18 protein-coding genes are annotated in these 17,122 nt (G+C 42.9%); 15 read left to right on the top strand and 3 right to left on the bottom strand.

Annotated features, from left to right (window positions below; translation table 11 throughout):
- The first annotated feature begins 72 nt into the window (after positions 1-72).
- Complete coding sequence (locus AB4Z50_RS11065) at positions 73-930, top strand: imm11 family protein (protein WP_441878781.1); 858 nt, start codon at positions 73-75, stop codon at positions 928-930.
- Positions 931-1,524: 594 nt separating this feature from the next.
- On the opposite strand, the gene AB4Z50_RS11060 is transcribed toward AB4Z50_RS11065, so the two are convergent.
- Both AB4Z50_RS11060 and AB4Z50_RS11055 read right to left on the bottom strand, forming a co-directional pair.
- A complete protein-coding gene (locus tag AB4Z50_RS11060) occupies positions 1,525-3,126 on the bottom strand; it encodes a response regulator transcription factor (RefSeq protein ID WP_441878779.1) in 1,602 nt (533 codons plus the stop codon).
- A gap of 15 nt (positions 3,127-3,141) precedes the next feature.
- Positions 3,142-4,869 (bottom strand): sensor histidine kinase, encoded by a 1,728-nt coding sequence (locus AB4Z50_RS11055; protein WP_441878777.1) that lies wholly within the window; start codon positions 4,867-4,869, stop codon positions 3,142-3,144.
- Between the two features lie 342 nt (positions 4,870-5,211).
- Here AB4Z50_RS11055 and AB4Z50_RS11050 point away from each other — a divergent pair, with 342 nt between their 5' ends.
- The 12 genes from AB4Z50_RS11050 (at position 5,212) to AB4Z50_RS10995 (ending at position 15,068) form a co-directional block, all read left to right on the top strand.
- Positions 5,212-6,120, top strand: a complete 909-nt coding sequence (locus AB4Z50_RS11050) for an ABC transporter permease (RefSeq protein WP_076268873.1) — start codon at positions 5,212-5,214, stop codon at positions 6,118-6,120.
- Positions 6,121-6,147: 27 nt separating this feature from the next.
- Positions 6,148-7,053 carry a carbohydrate ABC transporter permease gene (locus tag AB4Z50_RS11045; RefSeq protein WP_441878886.1) on the top strand — a complete coding sequence of 302 codons (906 nt, stop codon included), beginning with the start codon at positions 6,148-6,150 and terminating at the stop codon, positions 7,051-7,053.
- 44 nt (positions 7,054-7,097) lie between these two features.
- Entirely contained in the window at positions 7,098-8,690 is a 1,593-nt protein-coding gene (locus AB4Z50_RS11040; protein ID WP_441878775.1) for an extracellular solute-binding protein, read from the top strand.
- Between the two features lie 24 nt (positions 8,691-8,714).
- Entirely contained in the window at positions 8,715-9,467 is a 753-nt protein-coding gene (locus AB4Z50_RS11035; RefSeq protein ID WP_441878773.1) for a ThuA domain-containing protein, read from the top strand.
- A complete protein-coding gene (locus AB4Z50_RS11030) occupies positions 9,464-10,513 on the top strand; it encodes a Gfo/Idh/MocA family protein (RefSeq protein ID WP_441878771.1) in 1,050 nt (349 codons plus the stop codon). Before AB4Z50_RS11035 ends, AB4Z50_RS11030 begins: the two co-directional genes overlap by 4 nt.
- A gap of 188 nt (positions 10,514-10,701) precedes the next feature.
- Positions 10,702-10,854, top strand: coding sequence for a hypothetical protein (locus AB4Z50_RS11025; RefSeq protein WP_441878891.1), 153 nt, complete (start codon positions 10,702-10,704; stop codon positions 10,852-10,854).
- Positions 10,803-11,243 (top strand): GNAT family N-acetyltransferase, encoded by a 441-nt coding sequence (locus tag AB4Z50_RS11020; protein ID WP_441878884.1) that lies wholly within the window; start codon positions 10,803-10,805, stop codon positions 11,241-11,243. Before AB4Z50_RS11025 ends, AB4Z50_RS11020 begins: the two co-directional genes overlap by 52 nt.
- Positions 11,244-11,261: 18 nt before the next feature.
- The gene (locus AB4Z50_RS11015; protein ID WP_441878769.1) at positions 11,262-12,014 is read left to right on the top strand and encodes an aminoglycoside adenylyltransferase domain-containing protein; all 753 of its coding nucleotides are present in this window, start codon (positions 11,262-11,264) and stop codon (positions 12,012-12,014) included.
- Between the two features lie 373 nt (positions 12,015-12,387).
- On the top strand, positions 12,388-12,822 hold the full coding sequence (locus AB4Z50_RS11010) for a YciI family protein (protein ID WP_441878767.1): 435 nt from the start codon (positions 12,388-12,390) through the stop codon (positions 12,820-12,822).
- Positions 12,819-14,108, top strand: a complete 1,290-nt coding sequence (locus AB4Z50_RS11005; protein ID WP_441878765.1) for an RNA polymerase sigma factor — start codon at positions 12,819-12,821, stop codon at positions 14,106-14,108. The genes AB4Z50_RS11010 and AB4Z50_RS11005 overlap by 4 nt, the downstream gene beginning before the upstream one ends.
- 92 nt (positions 14,109-14,200) lie before the next feature.
- The gene (locus tag AB4Z50_RS11000) at positions 14,201-14,635 is read left to right on the top strand and encodes a YciI family protein (protein WP_441878763.1); all 435 of its coding nucleotides are present in this window, start codon (positions 14,201-14,203) and stop codon (positions 14,633-14,635) included.
- 91 nt (positions 14,636-14,726) lie between these two features.
- Positions 14,727-15,068 carry a DUF1801 domain-containing protein gene (locus AB4Z50_RS10995; RefSeq protein ID WP_076268722.1) on the top strand — a complete coding sequence of 114 codons (342 nt, stop codon included), beginning with the start codon at positions 14,727-14,729 and terminating at the stop codon, positions 15,066-15,068.
- A 244-nt stretch (positions 15,069-15,312) separates the two neighbouring features.
- Here the strand turns inward: AB4Z50_RS10995 and AB4Z50_RS10990 are convergent, their stop codons facing one another.
- Positions 15,313-15,498 (bottom strand): ROK family protein, encoded by a 186-nt coding sequence (locus tag AB4Z50_RS10990; RefSeq protein ID WP_441878761.1) that lies wholly within the window; start codon positions 15,496-15,498, stop codon positions 15,313-15,315.
- 145 nt (positions 15,499-15,643) lie between these two features.
- Between AB4Z50_RS10990 and AB4Z50_RS10985 the strand changes: the two genes are divergently transcribed.
- On the top strand, positions 15,644-16,564 hold the full coding sequence (locus AB4Z50_RS10985) for a phosphotransferase enzyme family protein (protein WP_441878759.1): 921 nt from the start codon (positions 15,644-15,646) through the stop codon (positions 16,562-16,564).
- A gap of 29 nt (positions 16,565-16,593) precedes the next feature.
- Positions 16,594-17,106 carry a GNAT family N-acetyltransferase gene (locus tag AB4Z50_RS10980; RefSeq protein ID WP_441878757.1) on the top strand — a complete coding sequence of 171 codons (513 nt, stop codon included), beginning with the start codon at positions 16,594-16,596 and terminating at the stop codon, positions 17,104-17,106.
- Positions 17,107-17,122 lie beyond the last annotated feature (16 nt).

Here is a 17,122-nt window from a genome sequence, read left to right as displayed (position 1 = left end):
ATAAAGCTCCCATTGGATGGTTTGAGCTGATGAGGGTTCGTGCGTGCAAATTATAATGAGGAAGTGTACGTTATGAAAGTATGGTGGCTTGATTATCATCCGGCATTTAACTCGGCAAGTTATGAGAATTACGATGACTACGCAAATATGAGGAAGCTATTTAAAGAGTGCAAATCAGTTGCAAGTAATTGGACGGCACTGCGTGTTTCCATTGAGGATAGGAATAAACCTTCTGATTTTATGTATAGAACTGGAGGCTCACTCATCGTTAGCGCCAGAGCCAAAGATTTAATCTTACAAATACCGAATATTAATGTGGAGTTTTTACCCCTCATTTCAGATTCTGAGCTTTATGTCCTAAATGTACTTACCGCTTTAGATTGTGTTGACCCAGACCAGTCGCTAGAAAAAAGAATAGATGGATCAGGCAGATTAATAGGGTATGAACAATTTGCTTTCCGTCAAGAAGTAGTGGAAGGCCATGACATTTTTAGGGTGAGGTTACATGAAGGTGATCATATACTCGACGAGATCTATGTATCGGATAAACTTAAAAAAATAATTGAGGAACAGTTCTTTGGATTCCAGCTTATTGAGGTATGGGATTCAAGCTTCTCGTGGAAGCAAAAAGAGGAAAAGTATTCATCGATGTGCGAAGACGTGGACAGGTCTTTAGTTGAGACGTTCGATTTCAATAGAGCAATCAAATATATAAAAAGCAACAAGGGGAAACATGCTTATAGTGGAAATTGGTCACTAAAGGTTGACGAGAAAGATGAGATTTTATTAGGTGATTTATTATTAGATGGTACATATAGCTGGATGAATCCAATCTACTATCCACCAATCATTTTAGGGCTCGTATGGGGGATAAAGGAAAATAGAAAATCATTAGTCAGTAGACTCAAAGATGGATTTTCTTTCAATTAACAGCCCCTACATTACGTAAACGGAATAAGATGATCAGACTTGAATCTATTATCTAGATCTATTTTTGCGAGTAAGACTCATTTAGCGAAAATAGATCTAGATTTTAGATTTTTTTTTGTTGAAACGATCATAAATTGCTTTTTTAAGGGTGCTGAGCAAGCTTAAGTCTATTTTCTAGATCTATTTTCATTTTGCATTTTCCTAAACTATTCCTTATCGTGTCTTTGCACGAAGATGAGTTTCGATTCAAGAATGGAGAAATGAAGATTGAAAAAATTCAGCTTAAGAATCTTACTTTGTATTGCAGGCTTGATCCCCTCTATATTATTAGTAAATATACTGATCAAACTATACCCGTTTACAGGACTAGGAAGAATAATCGCAGTCCCAATGATTTTTTTGATTAATAGTGGCATTATCATAACAGTACTAACCGTAACAGTAAAAGCTGAATTGAGTAAAAAAATAAAATTCTATATATGGTTAACGACTATAATCCTAACTTCATTTATTTGTTTATTACTATATCCTCAAGAAATAGGACCTCACGTTATGATTCAAATATGGAAGGATTTTATAAAGTAATCGTCAGTGTCACTGTTTGAGACCATTTTGCATTTTCCTAAACTCATTAGGCGTACAGCCGATCTCCTGCTTGAACAGCTTGGTAAAATAAGAGTAGTTCGTGTATCCGGTTTTGCTGGCGATTGTATTGACCGATAAATGTGTGGTTTCGAGCAAATGCTTGGCGGCCTTGATGCGCACTTGAATAATATAATTCCCTAATGAAATACCCGTTTCTTTCTTAAACAATCGAGCCAAATAATCAGGATTAAGATAGACGGTTTCGGCCAGGCTCGTTCTGGACAGCTCATCTCCGCAATGGCTGTGAATATGCTGCTTTATTTCTTCTACGACGGACTTGGGCTGCTCCGTGAAATTCCGGTACTCTGTCGCCGTATTCACCAGATATTGAAGATAGTTCTCCATATCCTCAATGGAGTTCAACGATTGCATAAACATGTGATCATTAGTTCTTCCCGTATACATTTTATGTGCTTGAATTTCTTTGCTCTTGAGATACGCATAAACAAGCTGAACGATATCCAGTCGGAACAAACTCAGCACAGAAGCATTCAGCATTTGCTTTTGGGTGATATTGTGCAAATATGAGCTCGTTTCCGCAAGGAAGGAGCTTGGTTTATTTTGCTCCAGCAGCTGATCCAAAAGCATTAAGTTAGGCGGTATATAAGAAGTTTCTTGCTGATTGAAATGCTCCAGCAAAAAGGTTTGATTTCGATATTTAATGATCTTCTCATTCATGCTAAGCAGATCCTTCATGACGTGATGGATGGCCTCCAGTTTTCCGGTGCTTGCTATATTGCAGCTTGCATCACATTTGAGAAATGTACTTGCTCTTTGAATGAAGGTAGCGCAAATACTTTCAATGATTCCGCTGTCAGGAATGTCCTTCCATTTCAGTATCGCCATCCAATTGGACTCCTTGAACTCCAATATCGATTCGACTGTAAAACGTTTATTCTGGAACAGCTCATGCAGCACATTCATAAGCGCAAAATCAAATAGGTCCTTGTCTTTTTTTTCTAGGCTTTCCTCATGAGGAAATACATGAATAAGGACAGGCAGTACCAAGTCTGTTAAGGCGTAAGGGAGATTCTGCTCTGCAATCAAATAGGAAATGTTGGAGGGGGTAGAATAGGTTGTTTTCCCCGTCACAAGCTTACGCCAAAAATGCTCCTGTACGTTTTTTTGATTTTTTTGCCAGTAGTAGCCTTCTTGAACCGCCTTGGCGACGCCCTGCTGTTCGTTAGCTTTGAAGATGGCTTTCTGAATAATTAGCGTCAGCTTGTCAAATTCAATTGGTTTTAGAAAATAATCAAAGCTCTGCAGCTCAATCGCTTTTTGCGCGTAGTTGAAATCAGCATAATTGGTCAGAAATATGGTCTGAATATTGTATTTCTCTTCACGAATCCAAGCAAGCAGCTCAAGCCCGCTGCCCTGCGGCATTTCGATGTCGCAGAGTAAAATGTGAATAGGATGCTGCTTGAGCAGCTCCTGCGCGTGGGCGATATTAAAAGCAGTATAGACATGATCAATCGATAATGCCTGCCAATCGACCTTTTTCTCTAGTGCGGTCACAACAAAATAGTCGTCATCTACAAGCAGTACATTCATTTGTTGTTACTCCTTTCACGGTGTATCCTGCGTAGGATGAGGAAGGTATATCGTCACGCAAGCCCCTCCAGCATCAATATTGGAAAAATGAATTTTAGCCTTGCGGTGATATAAGTACTCCAAACGTTGTACTGTGTTCATGATGCCGATGTGATTCCCGTCTGCTTGATCAAGCGGCTGTCCACTTTCAAGCCTTTCCAATATATCCGTGTCAAAACCAGGGCCGGTATCGGATATACGAATAACAGCAACCTCTTCCTCGGATTCCCTTTCCACATCAACATCCAGCCTAATTTGAACCTCCTGTACACGCGAAACAGCATATTTCACTGAATTTTCGATGAAGGTCTGAAGCACAAGCGGCGGAATTCTCATCTTGCCCGTGTCTTGGCCTTGATGAATATGATAGGAGAAGGCATCTCTGTAACGATGTTTTTGAATTTCCAAATAAATGCGAACATGATCAATCTCATCGTCCAGCTTCACGAAATCTTCCCCATTTTGAAAAATATAACGAAAATAGTTGGACGTTGAAATGGCCATGCTTTGAATTTCCTCGAAMATTTGCATTTGAGCCATGCTGTGAATGTTGGTTAAGCAGTTCAAAAAAAAGTGAGGCTTGATCTGTAATTTCATATAATCGAGCTGAATCTTTTGTTTTTCAATTTCATGCTCATAAATATCGATTTTGAAAATTCGAATTTGCTCCAGCAGGTTTTTGAACAGTTTATTGGCATATTCCAGCTCAACGATTTTGTTCATCTTGAGATCGAGCGGTTTGCTGTCTTCATTAAACTGCGTCAGGCTGAATGAAAAGTTTTTGAGCGGTCTTAAAATCAGGATATTGAAATATACCATGATGCCGCATAGGGCACAAGCAACAATAGCAGCAAGGAGCATAATGAGCAGCTGGGCAATCATAATTTTCTCAAACGCGCCAAACTTGATGAACATTTTCACGCCAAAGGTTGCGTTTGCAAATGGTTTGCTGACGGTTGTTGTGGTCTGGATCATGCCTAGCAGCGTTTTCTTTTGCTCGTTGTTACGGACCTCAGTGCCCTTATCCGTCGACAGATTATTGATGACATTGCCTGTATGATCTATTAAGGATACAAACCCGTTGCCGCCAAGATCCATTTGCTGAAGCGGACCAATCAGTTCATCAGCCGAAATGAGACAAATCAGGTAGCTTTCATGAAATGGCACGATATTAATGATAAAATATTTCGCATTCAGCTGGATAAGCGACCAGTTGGAATAATAGGTTTCAAGCGAATTTTTATCTTGTACATAGGATGCGATTTGTTTTTTTAACGATAAATAATCGGGGTACAACACATTGGTTGGTGAGGAATTTAAAAAGTATTTTTGATCTTCTAAATAGATGAAGAAATTATACTTTTTCTCGTAATTTTTTTGGAGCTCGGAGAAACGCCTGTACAGTTCTGTATTTGCTTTAATAAATTCGTTATCGGTGGAGCGAAATTGCTTCATCTTTTTTACGTTTTCATCGTTTGCGAGCGTCCAGCCCATGTATTGATTAATATTGGAGAAATCAAGATTGATTTGATTAATGTACATATTCGCGGTGTTTTGCAAATACCGTGTCGTTTGCTGCTTGACCATGGAAATAGCGACGATACTAATAATGCAATCCAGTACTAATACAGAGACTAAAATCAAGAGCATCACTTTTACGTAGTGCCTAATCGGATAGGATTTGCCGGGTTTGCGTTTTGTCATAGGTCTCATTAGCTTCCTCTCTTTTCGGGCTTTCTGTCTGCTAGTAAAACCAATTATAATGCAAACGCAGTAGAATGAGAGGCGGGTCTAGCCCGTTTTCACATGAAAGTCCGAAAAAAACGCAAGAAAGTCTGGATAGTGTCAGTCTTTTTTTTATTTTTAGCATTCTGCTGCCAAACCATTAGATGAATGGGATGAAAAGTCCGAATAGCGATTTAGAATAGTCCGAATTGTTCTCAAAGCAGCCTCTATAATAAAGAGGCAAGAGAGAGTGTGACGAAACAACATGGACGCAGACGAATGAAGGATGGGGGAATTTCATTGAAGACCAGCCAATTAAACATGAATATGCAGCAAACGATTGGCCGGATAAGAAAGAATTGGGGCTTGTATGTTTTGCTGCTGCCAGCAGTTGTGCTGCTTCTGCTTTTTTCTTATAAGCCGATGTATGGGGTGCTGATTGCTTTTAAAGATTACAGTCCTGCTCTCGGAATTATGGACAGTCCTTGGGCAGGGTTCAAGTACTTTGAGAAGTTTTTCAACTCCTATCAATTTTCCAGCACAATTAAAAACACGTTGATTATTAGCTTCTATAGCATAGCTACTTTTCCAATACCGATTATGCTCGCGCTGATGATCAATCAAATGCGAGTGAACCGGTTTAAGCAAGTATTTCAGACGGTAACCTATATGCCGCATTTTATTTCTACCGTTGTAATGGTGGGTCTGATCCTCATTTTATCCTCACCGAGCACCGGGCTAATGGGCAATATCTTTCGCTTGTTTGGTGCTGAGGCTCCTAACTTGATGGGCTCAGCGGAATGGTTTACCAGCGTTTATGTATGGACGGATGTTTGGCAGCACGCTGGCTGGGACAGCATTATCTTCATTGCGGCGTTATCCGCTGTTGATCCAAGCCTTTATGAAGCAGCGAAGGTGGATGGGGCAAGCCGCTGGCAAAGAATACGTTTCATTGATATTCCGATGCTGCTCCCAACGGCCATCACATTGCTGATCCTTCGAATTGGCGGACTGCTAGGTGTCGGATTTGAAAAGGTTTATTTGATGCAAAATAATTTGAACATTTCCTCCAGCGAGGTTATTGCTACCTATGTATATAAAATCGGGATGCTGAGCAGCCAGTACAGCTTCTCCTCGGCGATCAATCTGTTTAATACGATCATTAGCTTTATATTACTGATTCTAGTTAATCAGGCAGCCAAAAAATACAGCGAAAACAGCCTGTGGTAACAGAAAGGAAGGATACGGATGAGCACAATGGAAACCGCAGCACAACCGGCTTTGCATAAACAAAAAAGGCGTTCCTTCGACGCCATGGAATGGATGTTATATTTGTTTGCGATTGTGATGCTGATCCTAATCGTTTATCCGATTTATTTTATCGTCATCGCATCATTCAGTGATCCTGCCGCCGTCGCTAACGGTCAAATGTGGGTTTTGCCAAAAGGCTTTACGCTCGATGGCTATAAGGAATTATTGAATCATTCAAACATATGGATCGGCTACCGAAATACGCTCCTGTATACCGTAATAGGGACGATCATTAGCTTGGCGATCAATGTTTCGGCAGCTTATGCACTTTCCAGAAAAGATCTTGTAGGCCGCAAGAGCATCAATATATTTTTTATATTCACGATGTTTTTTAATGGCGGTCTCATTCCTACATTTTTGACAATCCGCGACTTTCATTTGTATGACACTTTTCTAGTTATGGTACTGCCTTTCTCTGTTGCCGTGTTTAATATCATTGTGGCACGTACGTTTTTCCAGTCCAGCATTCCCGGCGATTTGTGGGAAGCCGCCCAGCTTGATGGCTGCGGCAACCTGAAGTATTATGTGCAAATCGTGCTGCCGCTGTCAAAAGCCATTTTGTCTGTTTTGGCCTTATGGACGGCGGTTGGCTACTGGAATTCCTATTTTAATGCACTCATTTACTTAAAGGATCAGGATTTGTATCCCTTGCAGCTTGTGCTTAGGAACATATTAATTACGAACCAAATGCAGTCAAGCATGGGAACAGGCGAAGCGGCGCTTATTGCCCTGCGCTTAGCGAACCTAATGCGCTATTCGGTTATTATCGTCTCGACGCTTCCAATCATGTGTATGTATCCATTCGTTCAAAAGTATTTCAATCAGGGGGTGATGATTGGCGCTGTGAAGTAATTTAGCCATTTGCCATTCACAATAAGTACTAGGGGGAACTTCAAATGAAGAAAAAATTGTTCATTGCACTAGTTCTAAGCTTAAGCATGTTAATCAGTCTTATAGGCTGCGCTTCTGGCAAAACGGAGAAGGAACCTGCCCAAGCAGGCTCCGAATTTAGCTCAGAAGGGCTGCCGATCGTAACGGCGCCAATCACACTGGATGTGTTGACTGTGCGCTGGGGCAATATGGGAGATACATTCAAAAATAATAAATGGCTGCAGGACCTTGAAAAAGCAACGAACGTTAAAATAAACTGGCAGGTCATGTCCTCCAATGACTGGGGCGAGCAAAAATCGATCATGCTGGCGAGCGGCAAGCTTCCTGATATTATTTTTGGAGACAATGCCTTCTCGGATTCCGATATCGTCAACAACCTAAGCTATTTCCGCCCGCTCGATGACTATATCGACAAATATATGCCGAACTTGAAAGCGGCAATGGACGAAACGCCAGAGCTGAAGCAAATCAGCACATTCCCAGACGGCAAAATTTACTCTTTGCCTGCTAGGCTGCCATCACGTCCTCTATCGACGATGCAGCCTGTAATCAATAAAGCGTGGCTCGATCGTCTCGGCCTTGAAGTTCCTAATAATATTGAAGATTTGTACAATGTGTTCAAAGCATTCAAAGAAAAGGATCCGAACCAAAACGGGAAAGCGGATGAAATTCCTTTTAGCGGCTCGGTAGATATTAGCATGGATTTTCTAAATCCATTTGGCATAACAGATTTGAACGGCAACAGCATGATGCTCAAGGACGGCGAGCCCGTTTTCTATCCGACTTCGAACGAATATAAAGATGCGCTGAAATGGACGCATAAATTGTATTCAGAAGGGTTGATCGATCAGGAGCTGTTCACTCAGGACAATACCATGTCTTCTGCTAAACAGCAAAATCCAGATGCGGCTATGATCGGCTTCTCGAATCAATGGATACCGGATGCTGTCTTCGGAAAGTGGAAGGATGAATATGCAGCAATTCCGTCCATTGCTGGACCAGATGGCAAACGTTATCAAACAGGCGATCCTGTTGGATTAAGCTTAAGACGCAATGAAATGCTGATTACGACATTCAGTGAAAATCCGGAAGTCGCTGCGCGCTGGGCGGATCAGTTCTACACAAATGAAGCAAGCATTCAAAATTTCTGGGGCGCAATCGGAACCGTTATTGATAAAAAAGGCGATGGCAGCTATGCGCTGATGAATCCTCCAGAAGGCACAAGCGCGGATGCTTGGTACTGGGATCAATCGGTCCGTGATTTTGGTCCAAAATATGTAAGCCCAAGCTTTGAGAAAAATATCATTTTGGATGAAACGACAGGCGACGGTCTGAAGCTTGCAATCGACAAGCTCGTAAGTGAATATGTAACGACGCCATTCCCGAATGTTATGTACAACGTAGAAGAATTCAAGGAGCTTCCAACGCTTACTACGGATATTGACAGCTACGTCAAAACGAACCGTGCAAAATGGATTATAAAAGGAAACATCGATCAAGAGTGGGACGCGTATATTAAACAGCTGAACGGTATGGGACTTGAACGATTGGTTGAGATTCGCAGTGATGCCTACAAACGCTACACAAGTGTTAAGTAACTGTTGTAAAGGAGCTCGTACGTAATGGTGAGAGTAACGGTATGGAATGAAAATCGTCATGAGAAAAACAATCCGGTTGTAGGTGGCATTTATCCGAACGGCATTCATGGCGCTATTGCAGACTTCCTGACGAAAGCAGGCTTTGAAGTCGGAACAGCTACGCTCGATGAGCCGGAGCATGGACTAACGGAGCAGGTATTAAATCAGACGGATGTATTAATTTGGTGGGGGCATTTGGCGCATCATGAGGTCGAGGACAGTATCGTTGACAAGGTGTATCAGCGGGTGCTGAAAGGAATGGGGCTTATCGTTCTGCATTCAGGGCATGCTTCGAAAATTTTCAGCAAGCTGCTTGGCACACCGACAGGACAGCTGAAATGGCGCGAGGCGGATGAAAAGGAACGGATTTGGGTCATTGACCCGGCCCATCCAATTGCGTCAGGCCTTGGCGAATACATCGAGCTGCAGCAGGAAGAGATGTACGGTGAGCATTTTAATATTCCGACTCCAGACCAGCTGGTTTTTGTTTCTTGGTTTGAAGGCGGCGAAGTGTTCCGCAGCGGCGTTACTTACCACCGCGGACAAGGGAAGGTCTTTTACTTCCGTCCGGGGCATGAGACCTATCCGACCTATTACAATAAAGAAATCCAGAAGGTGATCGAGAACGGCGTGCGATGGGCAGTGCCAAGTCAAACGGCTGAGCCTGTTTATGGCAATGCAGCTCCGCTGGAGCCTATTAAATCCAAGCCTTACTCGAGAGAGGTAACCGAAATATGAGAAAATTTCGTATCGGCTTGATAGGTTTGGGCGGAATGGCTCAGGAGCATATTCGGTGGATGAAAGCGGAAGGCCGCTTTGAGATTATTGCGGTAAGCGATGTGTATGAAGAAGCGTTAGCCAAGGTGGGCGACCAGCTTGATGTTGCTGAGGGCAAGCGTTACTTGGACTATAACCATCTAATTGAGGATGCGGATGTGGATGCCGTAGTGTCCGTTACGCCGAACAACGTTCATGCTGACATTATTCGGGCTTGCCTGCAAGCACGGAAACCATTCATGGCGGAGAAGCCTTTTACCCGCATGTTTGAGGAAGCCGAGTCACTGCTTGAGTTGTATGAAAAGCAGCCCATTCCAGCAATGATGGCGTTCACCTACCGTTATACACCTGCATTCCGTTACGTACGGCAGCTTGTGCGCGAGGGTAAAATCGGATCGGTTCGCAGCTTTAGTGTCCAATATTTGCAGGGATGGGGCGCAGCGCCAAATAATGTCCCTTATATCTGGCGTTTTAACAAAGATATTACCGGCACGGGGACGCTTGGCGATTTGGGCTCGCATATGATCGATATGGCACGGTTTCTATTTGGGGAATTCGAAGAGCTGTCGGCACAGCTGCATACCATTATTCCGCAGCGGCAAGATCCAGCGAGCGGCAACATGGTTACCATCGAGGTGGATGACTTTGCAAGCTTCCAGGCTCGTATGGAGGGCGGTATAATGGGCGTCTTCCAAACGACTCGCAATGCGATTGGATCGGGCAATCAGCACGAAGTATCCATATATGGAGATTTAGGCACGCTCCATGCTTCAACGCTAAATCCGAATGAGTTGATTTGGATTCGTGAGGAGGCTCCTGGTCAACTTGCGAGAGTGGTTGTCGAAGTTCCTGCAAGTTGTAAAGTGACGCAGTATGCTGATTTTACGGCATTGCTTGAAGGAAGCATTCCGGACGGCATTGCCGGCTTTATGGATGGCTACCGCAATCAAGAGATTTTAGATGCTATTATTAAGGCAAGTGAAATAAAAGCAACCGTACAGCTGTAAATTTAATTTGTTCCGGTTCAGTGAAGACGATTTTAGTCTTTGCTGAACCGTTTTTTTGTTTCTAGAAGAGGCTGCACCGAAAAAACGTGTAGATTAGTTACAATTAAACTGTACCTTGCTTGCAGCCGCATACTGGTATAAGTTTGAAATATAGCTTCTTTTGAAAATAAAGATTGAGAGTGGGATAGATGATGAAAATAGAAGTGAAACTGGCTGCTCCAGATGAAGCTTATATCATAAAAACGTATATCCTCTTTATTTGCACGATCTATCTGGGCATTACGGACATATGCCGAACAGCCATGGTATTTACGAGGATAATAACGATTGTAGAACATTAACGGAGCAATATGATGTTCAGAATATTTGGTGGGAAAAGCCTGACTGTTTGTACCCTTTCCTAATAAGGGTCGATGACATTCCTGCGGGCTTTATGCTTATTGCTACACCTCCTCATTGTGCAAAAGGGGTCAATTATTTTGTGAATGATTTCTTTCTATTGCAGCCATTCAGAGGGAAAGGTGTTGCACAAAAGGCCGCGACGCAAGTATTTGAGATGTTCAAAGGCCAGTGGGAGCTCTTTACAAACCCGATGGAGCAAAATATAACAGGGCAAAAATTTTGGAGAAAAACAGTATCAAGCTACACAAAGAACCATTTTGAAGAAGCGGTTGGCATGACATTTGACGGTCATAAAATGGTGTTTAGATTTAATAATGCGGACAGATGAGTTGGGGGAGGCAAAAGCATGCAGCTGTACTTGGATAAAATCGTTTCTTTGTTTAAAGGGGAGCTCGGCGACAATTTGTCGGGCATTTATTTACACGGTTCATTGGCTATGGGATGCTTTCATCCCCAAAGAAGCGATATCGATTTTATCGTTGTGATCAAAGAAAGTCTGACCGAGGAAAACAAAAAGAGGACGGCTAGGTTAGTGCTAGCGCTGGATGATGAAATGCCAAATGCTAGAGGTATGGAGTTTAGTATGGTTTTGGAATCGCACCTGAGTTCCTTCGTCTATCCTACGCCCTGTGAAATGCATTATTCTGACTTCCACAAGGAGAGATATCGCTCAGACGAAAACTATGTTTGCGGCGGGTACGAGGATCATGATTTTGCATCGCAGCTGGTTGTCGCTTATTATCGCGGAATTACCTTATATGGCAAGCCGCTTAAGGAGCTATATGAGCCTATCGATAAAACGTATTTTCTAGCGTCCATTTATCATGATATTAAAGGGGCTTCGGAAGACATTATGGATCAACCGATGTATATTACCTTGAACCTGTGTAGAGTGCTGTTCTACCTGAGAGAAGGAAATATATCGTCCAAAAAAGAAGGAGGAGAATGGGGCATCAAAGCTCTTCCAAAAGAGTATCGGGACTTGATTGGAAAGTGCCTAGACGAGTACGCCGGAGTTAAAGGGAAACAAACGTTTGATCGTGAGCTTTTAGCGGCATTTGCAGGTGAGATGCTGCGTGAAATAAAGGCATTAATATAAGGGAGATGGAAAGCAAAGCTTCCACTTAAACTGTTGATGTGATTAATTGTTAAAAGCATAAAATTACTTAACGAATACGAGAACCTCTATTTGCCTCGCTTCTTCTCTTTTGCAGAAGGCGGCGGACATAGAGGTTTTTATTTTGCTTCATGATGTATACACTGTGCTTGCTCCATAAAGGAGTTTTATTTAAAGATGAAGAATAAATAACGGATATGAACTGGAGCGGGACAACATGAGCAATTAATAGACATCATTTTAACTCGCTAAGTCGAATTTGAACAATGGTATTCGTCGTTTAAATAAGGACGAAATAATTAGCTGAGTAAAAACAATAATAGAGACTCTATTATAAAACCAGGAGGGAATACATATGCGATTTATGATGATCGTCAAAGGAACTAAAGATTCCGAGGCAGGAGTTATGCCAAGTCAGGAGCTTCTCGAAGCGATGCTTCGTTACAATGAAGAATTGGCTAAGGCTGGCGTGCTGCTCGCAGCGGACGGGCTCCAAGCAAGCTCGAACGGCATACGCATTTCTTATCCAAATCCCGGTGAAAAACCGAAAGTAATAGACGGTCCATTCACTGAGGCCAAAGAAATCATAGCGGGGTATACGCTTATTGAAGTTAATTCTAGGGAAGAAGCCATTGAATGGGCGATGAGGATGCCAGATCCCCATGGTAATGGCGAGGGTGAAATTGAGCTGCGGCAGGTGCTTGATGCGATGGATTTGACACAAAACCCGGAAACGCTGGCTATGGAAGCCGCGCTTCGTGAACAGATGGAGAGGCCTAAAAAATCGTGAGCCAGTCTGCAGTCCATCGTACAATTGATGCCATCTGGCGTATTGAATCAGCCAAACTTATAGCCGGGTTGGCGCGGATGGTTCGCGACGTCGGCCTTGCGGAAGACCTTGCACAGGATGCGCTTATTATTGCACTAGAGAAGTGGCCGGAAAGCGGAATTCCGGATAATCCAGGAGCATGGCTTATGACTGCAGCGAAACGCCGTGCGATTGATATGATTAGGAGGAGCAAGCTGCGCGACCAGAAATATGAAGAGTTTGGACGAGGAACCGTCTTATATACCGAGGAAGATATTCATATTGCGATGGACGGAGAGGTCGGAGATGATCTCCTGCGCTTGATCTTCACAACATGTCATCCTGCTCTATCTCAGGAGGCTAGAGTAGCTTTGACGCTGCGCTTGCTCGGAGGACTTACCACGGATGAAATCGCACATGCTTATCTTGTAGCAGAGTCGACTATTGCACAGCGGATTGTTCGAGCGAAACGTACATTAAGCAGCTTGCGAGTTGGTTTTGAGGTTCCTGTAGGCGATGAGCTCAAGGAACGACTCTCTACTGTACTCGAAGTAATCTATTTAATGTTTAATGAGGGGTATACGGCGACTTCCGGCGGCAGCTGGTTTCGACCGCTGCTCTGTCAGGAAGCGCTAAGGCTAGGGCGTATCCTTGCGGAAATTGCACCCGCCGAGCCTGAAGTGCATGGTTTGGTTGCTTTAATGGAAATCCAATCGTCACGCTTCAAAACACGGGTAAATGCTGCGGGTGAACCGATTCTTCTGATGGATCAAAACCGCGGTTTATGGGATCAGCTGCTCATCCGCCGAGGCTTAACCGCTCTTGAGCGAGCTCAAAAGCTCGGCCGTCCGCTTGGTCCTTACGCGCTTCAAGCTGCGATTACGGCGTGCCATGCTAAAGCTCGGATGGCATCGGAGACCGATTGGGCGCGTATTGCCGCTTTATATGAAGCTTTGTCGCGCGTCATGCCGTCTCCTATCGTAGAATTAAATCGGGCGGTAGCGATTGCAATGGCTTTCGGTCCTGCGTTCGGCCTTCAAATTGTTGATGAACTCACGTCCGCAGCATCATTAAAAGACTATCATTTGCTGCCGAGCGTCCGTGGTGATCTTCTGGTTAAATTGGGCCGTATGGATGAGGCGCGCACAGAGTTTGAGCGTGCTGCTTCGTTGACACGTAACGCTCGCGAGCGCGAGCTTCTGCTGAATCGTGCTGCCGAGTGCTTGTCTTTAGAAGCAGATAAAGAAAATGAAGGTCATGAAAAATAACGATCATGTCGATTATGAAGCTCCCCATTCGTTGCTGAAGTAGAGGATGGTTTGAAATCACCCCGTTCTCAAGAAACAGGGAGGAAATATATATGCGATATATGTTGATTGTTAAAGCAACCAAACAATCTGAAGCTGGTGTGAAGCCCGATCGACAGCTTATGGATGAGATGGCTTCATTCAATGAATCTCTTGCTGAGGCAGGTGTGCTCTTAGCTGCTGAAGGTTTGCAACCCAGCTCGAGCGGACTGCGGATCACGTATTCCGAATACGGAGAGAAGCCGAATGTTGTAGTCGGTCCTTTTGCGGAGGCAAAAGGAATAATTGCGGGATATACGCTGATTGATGTGAAATCGGAGGAAGAAGCCATTGCATTTGCGATGCGTATGCCAAATCCAGCCTACGGCGGCGAGGGTGAAATTGAGCTCCGCCTGCTTCTTGAAGATACGAAATTGCTGCAAGGCTCAAGAATGATGGCACTGGAAACGGATTTGAGAGACCAAATTGACATCCTAAATAAAAGTTGAGTTTTTTTAATGAAGCTGTCGATTTTGTTAATCCTCGTTCGACGTAATGATAGAGTCAGGTAGAATTTCAATTACAAAGGAGAAATATCAAATGAATCAAGAAGTAACAGATTTTATCGCAGCGATAAAAGAGCCTTGGCAAGTGGAGCTGAGTTCTGAGCTGCGCAAGCTTGTTCATGGAGCTATCCCAGACGTTCAGGAGCGCATTCAGTATAAGAAACCTCATTTTTTGAAAAATGGAAAATACGCTGCCGTTATTTCAACTTCGAAGGATGCGGTGAGCTTTACGATCTTCAATGCAAGTGAGCTATCGTTTCCAGAGCCATTGTTTGACGGTCCTCCTGAACGGAAAACCATTAAGCTTAAACAAGGGAATACAGTTGATTATGATCAACTGACGTCGTTAGTTGGCCAGGCCGCCTCGACATTATAAGGTGTATTTTGAATGAGAAGAGCACCATGCTGGTGCTCTTTTTTGCGGGAAGCAACATAAGGAGCAGCTATAAGAAGGCCGGACATCATTCAATCGAATGGTGTCCGGCTTTTCTGTTCTTTATGAATAAATAAAGCTACGCAAATATGGTTATTGTGTAAGCTTCCTTATCCAAGCTCTAGCGCCAAAGGCGATGACACGGTTATGAATCTTAGGTTCTGTTAGGTTGCAGCACTTCAACAATTCATTCTTCAAGAGCAGCCTTGGCAGCTTCCATATAGCCCTTATATGTCGGAGTACTGCCGCCAACCACGATGACATCTGGATTATACAGATGAAGCAGGTTAGTTAAAGCGTAGCCAAAATATTGACCTGCTTGGCGTACAAGCGCAGTCACCTGCGAATCGCCTGCTTCTAGCCGCTCACGCACTATAGATTATAGRAAATAGCTGCAATAAGAGTATTTCGGCCATGCCAAGAACAAGTATAATTGTATTTTATCGGAGCTAGCTGTTTATAAATGGTAAACTAAAGAAGTGGTTTAGATAACTATCTATAACGAGGCGGATACAAATATGGAAGAACAAATATTGAAATTTCTTAAGGAAGCTTATTCTATTGGTTGTTATAAGGTGGAGACGGTAACCAATGAAATCTATCGTTGTCTTGCAGAGCAGGGCACCTTTTTTGTTCGAATAACGAACTATAAAACCTATCAAGAGCAGTCAGAAGAAGTGAGCTGGACGAATTTTTTATGCCATCAAGGCGTTGGCGCTTCTGAAGCTGTCCGCTCCTCTAATCATCAATATATTGAAAAGATCATGCTGGATGAAGAAAAGCTAGCCGTTGTATATAAAGCTGCGGCGGGCATTCATTTGCCACGGGCGGAGTGGAACACATCCGTACTTAAAAAGGTTGGAAAACAAATAGGTAAGATGCATCGTGTAACCCAATCCTATCGTGAGTCTACGGCACATCTTAAGGATTGGTATGAAAACAAGGAATATGATTTTCTCACACATATCCCGAAGGAAGAAACAGTGATACGAGAAATGGCGGATCATCTTTTAACAAAGATTAAGGGTTTACCTAAAAATAATTCAAACTACGGACTGATCCACGGTGATTTATGGCTAGAAAACATCTTAGTGGACGGCTCTGAAATTACGATGATTGATTTCCAAGATTGTGAAAAACATTTTAATATTTTTGATTTAGCTGTGCCCATCTATTCTGCTATGGAATTCTCATTCTCAGGCGGAGGGAACATAAAGGACTATCGACAGTCCATTACAGAAGCTCTCCTTGATGGGTATAGAGAAGAGCACAATCTATCTCCGGAGATGGTAGACACATTGCCTCTTTTTTTGAAATTGAAACAGCTGTTTGAATACAACCTGATGCATATGTATTGGAATCATGAACAATTAGGTGAGGAACAAGTTCGAATTTTGAATTTATATAGAATGCGAATAGAGTATGATCACTTTTTGTAAAAGGGTTAGCTGAGCGGAGGTGTTGTGAATTGACTGCTTATGATTTTGTATTTCCTGAACTAGAGACAGAACGTTTGAGGCTTTCTATTTTGACTTTAGAAGATTCTGAAGCAATTTATAAGCATTTTTCGGATGAAAATGTGACCAGATTTATGGATATAAACCCATGTGAAGATTTAAACGAGGCCAAAGAGATTATTCAATATCACATCGATGATAAGGGCTGCCGATGGGGGATTTTCAGTAAAAAGGATCATAGACTCGTTGGAACTTGCGGTTTCCATTGCTGGGTTCAAGGAGAGCAGCCTAAAGCAGAGATAGGATTTGATTTAGCCAAGGAATACTGGGGAATGGGGTTAATGCAAGAAGCGCTGCTCCCTGTAATAGCGTTTGGATTTGAACAGATGGGTTTATCGATGATCGAAGCCACCGTGGAACAGCAAAATGAAAAATCCATTCAACTGCTGAATAGGCTGCATTTTGAGAAGGAAGCAGAATTAAGGGATGAGCTTTTTTATTATTATTTGAATCGAACGATATGAAAATTAGAAATCAAAA

The sequence above is a fragment of the Paenibacillus sp. 2TAB26 genome (genome assembly GCF_052115145.1).
Lineage (GTDB): Bacteria > Bacillota > Bacilli > Paenibacillales > Paenibacillaceae > Pristimantibacillus.
The sequence above is the reverse complement of the archived record's forward strand: the minus strand, read 5'-3'. Positions and strand labels throughout refer to the sequence as shown.